Annotated in this window: 10 protein-coding genes and 1 pseudogene; 2 read left to right on the forward strand and 9 right to left on the reverse strand. The window is 64.0% G+C overall.

All coding sequences use genetic code 11. The features are described 5' to 3' along the window. Positions 1 to 17: 17 nt before the first annotated feature. The 8 genes and pseudogenes from PP4_RS19175 to PP4_RS19210 all read right to left on the reverse strand — a co-directional run bounded on the left by PP4_RS19175 (position 18) and on the right by PP4_RS19210 (position 10,226). On the reverse strand, positions 18 to 2,393 hold the full coding sequence (locus tag PP4_RS19175; protein WP_016500841.1) for an efflux RND transporter permease subunit: 2,376 nt from the start codon (positions 2,391 to 2,393) through the stop codon (positions 18 to 20). Between the two features lie 20 nt (positions 2,394 to 2,413). Then, on the reverse strand, positions 2,414 to 3,442 hold the full coding sequence (locus PP4_RS19180) for a WD40/YVTN/BNR-like repeat-containing protein (protein WP_041167820.1): 1,029 nt from the start codon (positions 3,440 to 3,442) through the stop codon (positions 2,414 to 2,416). Between the two features lie 266 nt (positions 3,443 to 3,708). Then, positions 3,709 to 6,366: an aminopeptidase N gene (gene pepN, locus PP4_RS19185; RefSeq protein ID WP_016500843.1), complete on the reverse strand. Its 2,658-nt coding sequence runs from the start codon at positions 6,364 to 6,366 to the stop codon at positions 3,709 to 3,711. 13 nt (positions 6,367 to 6,379) lie between these two features. Next, positions 6,380 to 7,210 carry a DUF2797 domain-containing protein gene (locus tag PP4_RS19190; protein WP_041167821.1) on the reverse strand — a complete coding sequence of 277 codons (831 nt, stop codon included), beginning with the start codon at positions 7,208 to 7,210 and terminating at the stop codon, positions 6,380 to 6,382. Continuing rightward, on the reverse strand, positions 7,207 to 7,467 hold the full coding sequence (locus PP4_RS19195; protein WP_016500845.1) for a YeaC family protein: 261 nt from the start codon (positions 7,465 to 7,467) through the stop codon (positions 7,207 to 7,209). Before PP4_RS19195 ends, PP4_RS19190 begins: the two co-directional genes overlap by 4 nt. Before the next feature lie 13 nt (positions 7,468 to 7,480). Then, a pseudogene (locus PP4_RS19200) lies at positions 7,481 to 8,368 on the reverse strand (rhomboid family intramembrane serine protease). Further along, on the reverse strand, positions 8,365 to 9,339 hold the full coding sequence (locus PP4_RS19205) for a metallophosphoesterase (protein WP_172488785.1): 975 nt from the start codon (positions 9,337 to 9,339) through the stop codon (positions 8,365 to 8,367). Before PP4_RS19205 ends, PP4_RS19200 begins: the two are co-directional and overlap by 4 nt. Next, positions 9,336 to 10,226: an NAD(+) kinase gene (locus PP4_RS19210; protein WP_008090067.1), complete on the reverse strand. Its 891-nt coding sequence runs from the start codon at positions 10,224 to 10,226 to the stop codon at positions 9,336 to 9,338. Before PP4_RS19210 ends, PP4_RS19205 begins: the two co-directional genes overlap by 4 nt. 43 nt (positions 10,227 to 10,269) lie before the next feature. Here PP4_RS19210 and PP4_RS19215 point away from each other — a divergent pair, with 43 nt between their 5' ends. Beyond that, positions 10,270 to 11,265, forward strand: coding sequence for a DUF1853 family protein (locus tag PP4_RS19215; RefSeq protein WP_167332719.1), 996 nt, complete (start codon positions 10,270 to 10,272; stop codon positions 11,263 to 11,265). 85 nt (positions 11,266 to 11,350) lie between these two features. Continuing rightward, positions 11,351 to 11,896 (forward strand): cytochrome b, encoded by a 546-nt coding sequence (locus PP4_RS19220; protein WP_016500850.1) that lies wholly within the window; start codon positions 11,351 to 11,353, stop codon positions 11,894 to 11,896. Here PP4_RS19220 and PP4_RS19225 read toward each other — a convergent pair. Next, positions 11,887 to 12,777 carry a 1-aminocyclopropane-1-carboxylate deaminase/D-cysteine desulfhydrase gene (locus tag PP4_RS19225; protein WP_016500851.1) on the reverse strand — a complete coding sequence of 297 codons (891 nt, stop codon included), beginning with the start codon at positions 12,775 to 12,777 and terminating at the stop codon, positions 11,887 to 11,889. The genes PP4_RS19220 and PP4_RS19225 overlap by 10 nt on opposite strands. Positions 12,778 to 12,810: the final 33 nt, after the last annotated feature.

Consider the following 12,810-nt stretch of genomic DNA (forward strand, 5'->3'; position numbering starts at 1 on the left):
AAGCGGCCCCTTGCGATTCAGTGGGCGAAAATCGAGCCCCCCTCCTTGCCCACCATCTTCTCCGGCTTTATCAGGAACCGTGCCAGCGCCGGCAGCAGCCACAGCGCGCCAAACATGTTCCACAGCAGCATGAAGGTCAGCATCAGCCCCATATCAGCCTGGAACTTGATTGCCGAGAAGATCCAGGTGCACACGCCGATGGCCAGGCACAAGCCAGTGAACAGCACGGCTTTACCCGTCGAACGCAGGGTCTGGTAATAGGCCTCCTGCAACGGCAGCCCGGCACGCAGGAAACTTTCCAGCCGGCTGTAGATGTAGATGCCGTAATCCACGCCAATCCCCACGCCCAGCGCCACTACCGGCAAGGTCGCCACCTTCACCCCGATGCCCATGTAGGCCATCAGCGCATTGCCCAGCACCGAGGTCAGTACCAGCGGCAGGACGATGCAGAGGGTGGCGGCGAACGAGCGGAAGGTGATCAGGCACATCACTGCCACACAGATGTACACCAGGGTCAGGATGGTCAGCTCGGCCGACTTGATCACCTCGTTGGTCGCTGCCTCGATCCCGGCGTTGCCCGCCGCCAGCAGGAACTGCAGGCCTTCCTTGTTGTGGCTGTCGGCAAACGCCTTGGCCGCGGCAGTAACCCGCTCCAGGGTCTCGGCCTTGTGGTCGTTGAGGAACACCAGCACCGGCGCCAGCGAGCAGTCACCGTCGTACAGGCCATCTGCACGGGCGATGGAGTTGTTGAGGATGTCCGGGTTACGCGACAGGGTTTCCCATTTCAGGCTGCCCTCGTTCATGCCCTTGATCACCTGCTTGGACACGGTCACCAGGGAAATCGCCGACTGCACACCCGGGGTGTTCTGCATGGTCCACATCAGCTCGTCGATCGGCGCCATGGTCGAGTGGACCGAGCACTGCTCCGGCGGGGTCTTGACCATGATCACCAGCACGTCGGAACTGGTCGAGTAGTTGCTGATGATGAAGCTGTTGTCCTGGTTGTAGCGCGAGTCGGGGCGCAGCTCAGGCGCGCCCTGGTCGAGGTCTCCGATCTTCAGGTTCTGGCTGTACCACAGGCCGCCGGCGAAGGCGACCAGCGCCAGGGTTACAGACACCGGCGCCACCTTGGCACTGGCGAAGTTCGACAACAGGCGCCAGAACGGGTGCTCGCGGGTGGCGTCCTTCTTGCTGCGCTCGATGGCCTTCTTGCTGATGCCAACGTAGGAAATAGCCACCGGCAACAGGATCAGGTTGGTGAATACGATCACCGCCACGCCGATGGACGCACCGATGGCCAGCTCGCGGATCACCCCGATATCGATGATCAGCAGGGTGATGAAGCCCACCGCGTCGGCGAGGATGGCGATCATGCCCGGCAGGAACAGCTGGCGGAAGGTGCGCCTGGCCGCCGTGAGGGCGTTGTCGGCGTCACTCGACTGCAAGGCGATGCCGTTGATCTTCTGCACCCCGTGAGAAATGCCGATGGCGAAGATCAGGAACGGTACCAACATCGAGTAAGGGTCCAGGCCAAAGCCCACCGCATGCATCAGCCCAAGCTGCCAGACCACCGCCACCAGGGTGGTGATGAGCACGGCAATGGTGCTGCGGATGCACCAGGTGAACCAGTACAGCAGCACCCAGGTAATGGCCAGGGCGACGCCGAAGAACATCGCCACCATCACCAGGCCATCAATCAGGTCACCGACCTTCTTGGCAAAGCCGACAATGTGGATTTTCACATTGGGGTTCTGCGCCTGGAACTTGTCGCGGATCTTCTCTTCCAGCAGGTGCGAGAATTGCTGGTAGTCCAGCTTCACCTGCTTGCCCGGGTCCTGCGGATCGGGGTAGCTCTCCAGCAGCGGTACGTCGACGATGCTGGACTTGAAGTTGTTACCCACCAGGCGCCCCACCTGGCCAGACTTGAGCACGTTGTCGCGCAGGGTATCGAGGCTGTCCTGTGAGCCGTTGTAAGTGTTGGGGATTACCTCGCCACCGGAAAAGCCCTCTTCGGTCACCTCGCTCCAGCGCACGCTGGGGCTCCACAGCGACTTCAGCCCGGCACGGTCGACGCCGGGGATGTAGAACACCTCGTCGTGGACCTGGCGCAGGGTCTCCATGTAGTCCTTGTCGAAGATGTCGCCATTCACCGCCTCGACCGAAATGCGTACGGTGTTGCCGAGGTTGGCCAGGTCGTTGCGGTGCTCCATCATCTGCTCGATGAACGGGTGCTGCAGCGGGATCATCTTCTCGAAGCTGGTGGACGGGCGAATCTGCGTGGCCTGCCAGAACAGGAAAATGCTCACCAGCACGCACAGCGCGATGACCACGGGGCGGTTGTTGAAGATCAGGCGTTCGAGCAGCGTGGCCTTGTCCTGGTGGTGCGGGTGCATGGTAATGCTCTCCCTGCTGGTCATTGGCTCGCCCCCTCGGCACCCTGGGCATCCGCCAGGTGTACGCCGCCCTGCCCTACCAGCAGCAGGCCGCCATTGGCCAGGCCGCTGACGCCAGCCAGGGCGATGCGGTCGGCACGGTTGTACACGCTGAAGGTCTGGCCGCCATCGGCACTGCGCAGCACGCTGCCGCCGTTGCCGACCAGCACCAGGGTGCCATCATCGAGAAGCGTAGCGCTTGCCAGGCCGAATTCGAGGTTGCCGCGCGCGACCTTGAGCTCGATCGGCTGCCAGCTGTCGCCAAAATCGGTGGAACGGAACAGGTTGCCTCGCAGGCCATACGCCAGCAGGGCGTTCGGCTGGGCGGTGCCGATCACGCCGAACAGCGAGCCCTCGTAAGGGCCCTGGACTTTGGACCAGGTCTGGCCGTTGTCGGCGGAGCGGAACATGCCACCCTGCTCGCCTACGATGAACAGGCCGGCGTCACGCACCCGGGCGATACCGTTCAGGTGCAACTGGTCAGGGTTGTCCAGTCGCTCGGCCACGTCCTGCCAGTGCTGACCGCCGTCTATGGTTTCCAGCAAGGCGCCGTAGGCACCCACGGCAAAGCCGTGCTGGGCGTCAAGGAAGGCAACATCGAGCAAGGGCGCTTCGCGGGCGAGGTCTTCGAACTGCTTGCTCCAGGTGGCCCCGCCGTCGTTGCTGGCGAGGATCTGCGCATCGTGGCCGACCGCCCAGCCGCGCTTGTCATCGAGGAAGAACACGGCGGTGAGCAGCTGCCGGGTGGGGACCCGGGCCTGGGTCCAGGTGCTACCCTGGTCGTCGGAGAACAGAATGTGGCCGCGATCACCCACCACCACCAGGCGCTTGCCGGCATGGGTGGCGTCGATCAACAGGCTTTGGCTGGCCTTGGCGGATTCGGTGGAGTATTCGTCGGCGGCGGCGGCCTGGGCACTGTCGGCCCACACCCCCAAAGCCAGTGCCAGCACTGCGCTGGCCGCCCATGGCCAGGCACCACGCCTGGCTGGCGCCCGTAGCGGTTCCCTCATGACTGCCCCCTTGTTGTGTTCTTGTTGGTGGGTCAATGCATTGCAGGCACTGCGAAAAGCCTGATCTAGAGGCCTGCAATAGCTTGAGGGGATCGTAGCGGGGATGTTGCCGGGGATACAACGGGCGGGGTGTTATGTTTTGTTGTCGGCCCAAAAAGCTTCGCGGGTAAACCCGCTCCCACAGGTGCTACACCGTCCATGAAAACGGTGAAGTACCTGTGGGAGCGGGTTTACCCGCGAAGAGGCCGGCACTGACTACAGAAAACTCAAGCCAGGCTCTTGCTCACCACTTCATACACATCACTGGACAGCTCACCCGAAGCCAGAATCCGCTCCAGCTCACCCTTCATCAGCGCCTGACGCGCAGCGTCATATTTGCGCCAGCGGGTCAGCGGTGCCAGTTGACGCGAAGCAATCTGCGGGTTCAGCGCATTCAGCTCGATCACCAGGTCCGCCAGGAAACGGTAGCCCGAGCCATCTGCCGCATGGAAGTTGACCAGATTCTGCCCGGCAAACGCACCCACCAGTGCACGTACCTTGTTCGGGTTCTTCAGGGTGAACGCCGGGTGCTGCATCAACGCCTTGACTCGCGCCAGCCCGCCCGGCAGCGCGCTGGCCGCCTGCACGCTGAACCACTGGTCCATGACCAGCGGGTTGTCCTTGAAGTGCTCGGCAAAGGCTTCCAGGGCTTTGGCCCGCTCGGCTTCGAACGGCGAATTCACCAGCACCGCCAGGGCGGTGAGGCGTTCGGTCATGTTGTCGCACTGATCGAACTGCTCCAGGGTCGCTTCCAGCACCTGCGGCTTGCCGCTCTGCATCAGGTACGACAGGGCGATGTTCTGCAGGCTACGGCGCGCGAAGTGCTCGGCAGAGGCCACGTAGGCAGTGTTGCGCGACACGTCACGGTTGGCCTGGTAGCGCGCCCACAGGGGGTCGAACAGCTGTGCGGCGATCTGCTGGCGGGCGAACTCACGGGCAGCGTGGATGGCGTCGACGTCGGCCACCTGGCTGATTTCGGTGAGGTAGGCCTCGCCCGGCAGCGAAAGCATTTCGGCAACCATGGCCGGGTCCAGCGACGCGTTACCCAGCACGGTGCCCAAGGCCGTGATCAGGCGCTGGTCGAGTTTCAGGGCTTCGCCGCGTTGATGCTGGCCGATCAGTTCTTGCAGTACCTGCACCGACAGCTGCTGGCCCGCTTCCCAGCGGTTGAAGCCGTCGCTGTCGTGCTGCATCAGGAACATCAGCTGGTCGCGGTCGTAAGGGAAGCTGAGCTTCACCGGCGCACTGAAGCCGCGCAGCAGCGAGGGCAGCGGCTTGGCCTGGACACCTTCGAAGGTGAAGGTCTGCTCGGCCTCGGTCACCGACAGCACGCGGCTGGTGCCGCCAGCAGCGGCTTCACCGGCCAGGCGCAGCGGCAGGTCATTGCCTTCGGCGTCCAGCAGGCCCAGCTCGACCGGGATCACGAACGGCAGCTTCTCGGCCTTGTCCGGGGTTTGCGGGCAGCTCTGGCGGAAGGTCAGGCTGTAGGTCTGCGCAGCAGCATCATAGGCTTCGCTGACTTCCAGGCGCGGGGTACCGGCCTGGCTGTACCAGCGCTTGAACTGGGTGAAGTCGACGCCGTTGGCGTCTTCCATGGCCTTGATGAAGTCGTCGGTGGTCACCGCCTGGCCATCATGGCGTTCGAAGTACAGGTCGCTGCCTTTGCGGAAGCCTTCGTTACCCAGCAAGGTACGGACCATACGCACCACTTCGGCGCCCTTCTCGTACACGGTCAGGGTGTAGAAGTTGGAGATCTCGATGAAGCTGTCCGGGCGCACGGGATGGGCCATGGGGCCGGCGTCTTCGGCGAACTGGTGGGTGCGCAGGTAGGCGACGTCTTCGATGCGCTTGACCGTGCGCGAGTTCATGTCGGCGCTGAACTCGGCATCGCGGAACACCGTGAAGCCTTCTTTCAGCGACAGCTGGAACCAGTCACGGCAGGTGACACGGTTACCCGACCAGTTGTGGAAATACTCGTGGGCGACCACGCCTTCGACGCGCTGGTGCGCGGCATCGGTGGCGGTTTCGGCACGGGCCAGCACACAGCTGGAATTGAAAATGTTCAGGCCCTTGTTTTCCATGGCGCCCATGTTGAAGTCGTTGACCGCAACAATCATGAAGATGTCCAGATCGTACTCGCGGCCGTAGACTTCTTCGTCCCAGCGCATGGACTTCTTCAGGCTGACCATGGCGTGGTCGCACTTGTCGAGGTTTTCGGGCTCGACATAGATGCGCAGCATCACATCGCGGCCAGACTGACGTGTGAAGTTGTCCTCGACGCACCACAAGTCACCGGCCACCAGCGCGAACAGGTAGGCCGGCTTCCTGAACGGGTCTTCCCAGGTTGCCCAGTGGCGGCCATCTTCAGCCGGCCCGCTGCCGGTCGGGTTGCCGTTCGACAGCAGCACCGGGTAGCGATGCTGCTCGGCAATCACCGTGGTGGTGAAGGTGCTCATCACGTCCGGGCGGTCGAGGTAGTAGGTGATCTTGCGGAAGCCCTCGGCCTCGCACTGGGTGCAGAACATCTTGCCCGACTTGTACAGGCCTTCCAGTGCAGTGTTGCTCTCGGGGTGGATCTTCACGCTGGTGTCGAGGGTGAAGTGCTCGGCCTTGGGCTGCAGCGTCAGGCTGTCGGCTGCGAGCTGGTAGTCGCCCGCCTGCAGTTCCTGATCGTCCAGCGCGGCGCGCAGCAGTTCCAGCTGCTGGCCGTCGAGCACCAGCGGCGGCAGGCCGGCACCGCGTGCCGGGTTGCGGCGCATGACCAGTTGCGCGTGAACCAGGGTGTGGTCCTCGAACAGCTCGAAGGTCAGGTGCGTCTCGTCGATCAGGTACTCGGGCGCCTGGTAATCCTTCAGGTAGATCACTTGCGGTTGTTCGGTACGCATGTGCAGGTCCTTTTTACTGGAGCACGGCCAACTGGTAGGCCGTGTACTTGCGAATATTGATCACACCGGTGTCGAAGATCAGGTACTGACCTTTGATACCCAGCAGCGTGCCTTCGGCCACCGGGTCCTTGTCGAGGTTGAAGCTGACGATCTTTTTCGGGTAGGCCTCGACCGGGTACTTCATCTGCACCACTTCGGCGTCGGGCAGCGGCTGGATCGCCTGCAGGCCAAAGCGCCCGTGCAACTCACGCAGGCCATCGGCGCAGGCGTCGAAGATCTGATCACGGATAGCCGGCAAGTCGAGCACCTCGGCATCGCCTTTGAGCAGCGCGCGCCAGTTGGTGCGGTCCGGCACCTGGCTGCGCAGCACGTCTTCGACCAGGCCTGACTGCTGACGGGTAGCCACACGCATGATCGGCAGGGCCTGGCTGGCGCCTTGGTCGAGCCAGCGGGTGGGCAGCTGAGTGGCGCGGGTGATGCCGACCTTGATCCCTGACGAATTGGCCAGGTAGACCACGTGGTCGGTCATGCAGAATTGTTCGCCCCACGACGGCTCGCGGCAGGTGCCAGCGTCGTAGTGGCATTTTTCCGGGGCCATGATGCACACATCGCACTGGGCCAGCTTGGTCATGCACGGGTAGCAGTACCCCTGGCTGAAGCTGGTCTTGGTGCGTTTGCCGCAGTGGTTGCAGTGAATGGCGCCGAGGTATTCCAGGCGCAGGCACTGGCCGATCAGCGGGTTGACCGGCACCTGCGTGTCATCCAGGCGGAAGCTGTATTGCACCACGGGTGCCTGCAGGCTTACCGCCATTTTGCTCAACGAGCCACGAGCGAGTTCGATCAATGTACCGAGTCCGATTTGAACAGAATGTTGGCGATCGGCGCAGACTTCGATGCGCATTCCTGCGGGCCCATGTAGCCGGTGCGCTGGTCTTCGGGCAGGTTCTGGATCTCCCAGGCGATCACGGCTTGCAGCGACAGCTCTTTTTGCTCGGCGGTGAGCTTGCGGCCGTCGGACCATTTGCCGATTTCCACGGCCAGTTTCAGGCTCTCGTAGATTTCCGGTGTGATGTTTTCAATCATTTGCGCGAAAGTGGACATAGTGTCTCCTGATTCAAGCCGACAGTTTACGCCGGGCCAGCGCCCCACCCAAGAGCCCGGTCAGGCATCCGATGAGCAACCCGCCAACATGGGCGGCGTTGGCGATCTGGCCGAGGCCCAGCGTGCCGACCACACCGGTCAGGCATACCACCAGCCAGATCAGCATCATCACCAGCACGCCCTTTGGCAGGTTGAAGTAACGATTGGGCGCCAGCCACTGATACAGCCAGATATGCCCGAGCAAGCCCTACAGCACGCCAGACAGGCCGCCGAACAGGCTCGGCCCGCTGGTGTAGTGCTGGGCCAGGTTGGACACCAGGCTGAACAGCAGGGTCAGGCCCAGCAGCATCCAGGGGCCCTGGCGCAGTTCGATTCGCTTGCCCAGCTCCCAGTACCACAGGCTGTTCATGGCCAGGTGCAGCACACCGAAGTGCAGCAGCATGGGCGATACCAGGCGCCACCACTGGCCTTCGTCCAGAACTTGCGCCAGCGAGCTGAAATACAGGTAGTCGCCCTGGACGCGGAAGTCGAGGAAGGTGAACCAGCTGATGGTGGTGAAGTTGTCGCCCAGGCTGGTGAGGCCGGCGACGATGAAACACAACAGCAGGGTCAGGGTGGTGACCTTGCAGGCTTTGGCCTGTTCTACCAGGGAGGGCTGTGTGGGGCTATTCGCGGGCATGCTCGCTTGCCCCGGTTCCTCTGCCACCTGGATGTCGGCATTGCCGTCGGGGTAGCGTTGGTAGAGTTGCAGCACGTCTTCAACCAGGGTGTCAGGAGCCCAGAGCACCTGGGCATCGCCGTCCTCGCTCACCCGGTGCGGCACCTGCAGGCGCTGCAGCAGGTGGATGAAGCCGCTGAGGTCGACCGACAGCGGCAGGCGCATCACTTCGATAATGTTCATTGGTTGGCCTGTGGGCGGTCGACGTCGACCCAGACGAACTTGTGCGGGTCGATGCGGGTTTCATCATCCAGCCGGTAGGCGGCCAGCTTGCCGTAGAGCACGGCGCTGTAGTCCAGGCAGGCCAGGTTGGCGCGGATCGGCGCTGGCCGGCCGCTGCGCCAGTAGTGGCCAACGAACAGCAAGGGCTCGTCTTCGGCATAACGCAGCAAGGCGTTCTTCTGGCTGTGGCTGAGCGGGGTACTGGCCACTTCTTCGGGCAGGGCATCGGGCTGGAACACGATGTCGCCGTAGGTTTGCGGGTCTTCTTCCCAGAACTTGGTGCGGAAGAAGGCACGGGTCAGGCCGTCGCCGCCGGTCAGGGTCAGGCCGTCCGGCAGGCGCATGTCGGTGCCGCGCAGCAGGCGGTTGCACACCGTGTCGGCGAAACTGCCACTCACCGCCGAGGCCTGGATGAAGTGTTCATCAATGCGCCCGTCAGGGTATTGCTGGCGCAGCGGCTCGATCAACCGCGCGTCCCAGCAGGCGTGCACCAGGCGGAAGCGCCCGGCGTCGATGAACAGCGGCAGCTGGTAGAACCAGTTGACGAAGTCGTGCCAGTCGCCGGGGTGGTGGGCGAACTGGGTGAGGGTTTCGTCGATCAGCCGGGCGTGGCGTGGCGTGTGCTCGCGCACATAGGCCTTGCCGCTGCCGGGCAGCGCCGGGGTGACCCAGCCCAGGGCGTTGTATTCGTGGTTGCCCATGATGCAGAACGCCTGGCCGGCCTCGACCATGTCATGGACGATGTGCAGCGCCTCGCGAATGCGTGGCCCGCGGTCGACGATATCGCCCAGGAACAGCGCCAGGCGCCTTGGGTGGCGCCACACGCCGGCCACACGCTTGTAACCGAGGGCGTCGAGCAGGCGTTCAAGGGTCAGAGCACAGCCGTGCACGTCACCAATGATGTCGAAACTTCGCGCCGGATCGAGCATCAGTCGTCCCTGCTCCCCAGACGGCTGCCCCAACCCAGTTTGGTGCGGCAGACCTCGTAGTAATTGTGGTCCAGCGGGTGGATAAGGCGCAGCTTCTGCGGTTTCTTGCTCACCGTGATGGTGTCGCCGGGGGCGCAGGTAAAGTGGTTCTGGCCGTCACAGGACACCTGCGGGTAGATCTGCAGGTCCTTGGACACCACGATCTTCAGCTCGCTGTTGCCGTCGACCACGATCGGCCGGCCCGACAGGGTGTGCGGGTACATTGGCACGATGACGATGGCGTCGAGCTTGGGGTGCATGATCGGGCCACCGGCCGACAGCGCGTAGGCGGTGGAACCGGTGGGGGTGGCGACGATCAGCCCGTCGGCCTTCTGGCTGCAGACGAACTGGCCATCGATGTAGATTTCGAACTCGATCATGCGCGTGGACTTGCCCGGGTGCAGCACCACGTCGTTCAGCGCATCACCCTGGCCGATCGCTTCGTGGTGGCGACGCACCTCGGCCTGCAGCAGGAAGCGGTTTTCGACCAGGTAGTGGCCGTCGAGCACTTCGGCAACTTTCTCTTCCAGCTCGTCAGGGCGGATGTCGGTGAGGAAGCCCAAATTGCCACGGTTGATGCCCAGCACCGGAATGTTGTGCCGGGCCAGTGCACGGGCGGCGCCCAGCAGGCTGCCGTCACCGCCGACCACGATGACCAGGTCACAGACCTCGCCCAGCAGCTTGCGGGTGGAGGTTTGCAGGCCATGGCCGGGCAGTACTTCGGCAATGGTGTCTTCGAGAATCACATGCAAGTGGCGCTCGAGGAGGAATTTTTTCAGTCGGCGAATGGTGTCGAGCACCTGCGAGCTGCCAAGGCGACCGATGATACCGATATTGCGAAATTGCTCCATGGGGCTCCTGCGGGGCTCTGCGACGGGTGACGATGGACCGATTATGGGCGAAACCACCGGGCAGCGGCAAACCGGCTATGCTCGCTGGATGATGCCATTCGCCCTGCTCAACGACCTGCCCCGGCAGCTACGCCGCCCCGCCGTGCGCGACCTGGCCTGGGCCCTGCTGTCGCCGCCCCTGCTCAGCGCCCCGCCCTGCCCCCAGCGCCACCCGCTGACGGGCAGCCTCTGGGCGGAGCAGCCGCAGCGCCTGGAGGGCTGGTTGCGGGCGCTGGATGCCGACGATCGCCCGTTGCGCGAGTGGCTGGCAAAGCTCGGCAGCCGGCGGCTGGGGCTTTACTACGAACGGCTGTGGCAATTTGCCCTGGGCCAGGCACCCGGCATCGAGCTGCTGGCGGCCAACCTGGCAATCCGTGACGGTGGCCACACCCTGGGCGAACTGGACGTAGTGCTGCGCGACCGCGACGGTGTGCACCACCTTGAGCTGGCGATCAAGTTGTACCTGGGGCCGCAAGACGCCGGGTACGACCCGCATGCCTGGCTGGGGCCTGGGTGCCATGACCGGCTGGGGAGCAAACTTGCGCACCTGACGGGCCACCAGTTGCCCATGTCAAACGGCGCGCACAGCCGCGAGCTGTTGGCGCGGTTGGGGGTTGAGCAGGTGCAGGCACACGTGTGGCTGGGTGGCTACCTGTTCTATCCGTGGCCTGGGCATGCCGAACCACCTGCGGGCGCAAACCCGCAGCACTTGCGCGGGCGGTGGGTGCGCCGGCGGGACTGGGTCATGGCAGAGGGGGAGCATTGGCAGCCCTTGCAGCGGCATGCCTGGCTGGCACCTGCGCGGGTCGAGCGAGGCGAAGGCTGGACGGTGGAGCAGTTTGCGGCCTGGTTGCATGTGCTGGAGCGGCAGGCGCCGGCGCAGTTGCTGGTGAGGTTGGAGCCTGATGCCGAGGGTGCCTGGCAGGAGGTGGAGCGGGTGTTTCTGGTGGCTGACAGTTGGCCATTTTCAGCGCAGGCAACACATTTTTCACAGACCTAGCGCAAAGATTTGTTTCTGGTAACCACTACAGTGGTACCTGAGCGCCAGCAAGAGCGCCATTTTGAACTGATGACGAGGACCGATCATGGTTTCATCCACCCCCACGACCCATTACGCGCGCCTGTCCATCGCCCTGCATTGGCTGATGCTGGTGCTGCTGGCCGCGGTCTATGCACTCATCGAATTGCGCGGCCTGTTCCCCAAGGACAGTGCCGAACGCAACCTGATGAAGGACCTGCACTTCATGCTCGGGCTCAGCGTGTTCGTGCTGGTCTGGCTGCGCCTGGCCATGCGCCTGAGCCGCCCTACCCCGCCCATCGTGCCCAAGCCGCCGGCCTGGCAGACCGGCCTTGCGCACCTGATGCACCTGGCGCTGTACCTGCTGATGATCGGCATGCCGCTCGCCGGCTGGCTGATCCTCAGCGCCGCCGACAAACCGGTGCCGTTCTTCGGCCTGGAGCTGCCGCACCTGATCGGTCCGGACCCGGACCAGGCCAAGTTCATCAAAGGCTGGCATGAACGCGTGGGCAGCTGGGGCTACTGGCTGATCGGCCTGCACGCGGTGGCCGGGCTGTACCACCACTATGTGCAGCGTGACAACACGCTGCTGCGCATGCTGCCCTACAAGTAACCTCGCCGGCCCTGCAGGCCACCGGTATGCACGACGATCAGGCGGGCGCCGGGCGCGAACAGCCCGGCCTCGACCTTATCACGCAATGCCAGCAGGGCCTTGCCGGTGTAAAGGGCTTCAAGCGGTACACCGCTGTGCAGCTCGCACTCGGCGACGAAGGCCAGCAGCTCATCGTCGAATTTGCCGAAACCGCCACGGCAAGCGTCGTGGAGCTGGTAGCCGTGCGCACCGGCCAATGCTACCACCGCGTCCGGCACACCATGATCCCTGGGCACAGCCAGCGCGCCATGGACGGCATGTGCACCCGCCTCGGCCAGTACCAGGCCGGCCAAGGTAGTACCGGTTCCGGCAGCCAGCCACCAGGCATCGTAGCCCGGCCAGCCCAGTGCCGTGATCTGCGCGCGTGCCTGTTCCATGATCAGGGCACAGCCCTGCGCACCGGCCGGCCCGCCGCCGCCTTCAGGAATGCAATGCCAGCCTGGGTAGCGTGCCTGCCAGGGCCCCCAGAATCCGGGTTCGTTGCGCGCGCGGTAGCCGCCGTAGCCCAGCCAGTGCAGCTTCATGCCCAGCGCCTGAAGGTCACGCACCGTAGGTGTTTCCTGAGCGTGACCCCGCAGCAGGCCGGCGGTGGCGAAGCCGAAGCGCTTGCCGGCGGCGGCCAGGGCGTGCAGGTGGTTGGAGTGGTTGCCGCCGAGGCTGATCAGGCCCGGGGCTTTACTGACGCTGGCTTGCTGCAGGTGATTGCGAAGCTTGAACCACTTGTTGCCGCTGACCAGCGGGTCTATCAGGTCCAGCCGCAGGATGGCGGCCTCGACATTGGCAGTCGCCAGCCAAGGCAGGCTCAGGGGTTGCAGGGGCGCTTGAGGGAAGTCGAAAAGCATCGTGCGAGTTTACCAGCGAAATCCTGGGGCTGC

Source organism: Pseudomonas putida NBRC 14164 (assembly GCF_000412675.1).
Classification (GTDB): domain Bacteria; phylum Pseudomonadota; class Gammaproteobacteria; order Pseudomonadales; family Pseudomonadaceae; genus Aquipseudomonas; species Aquipseudomonas putida.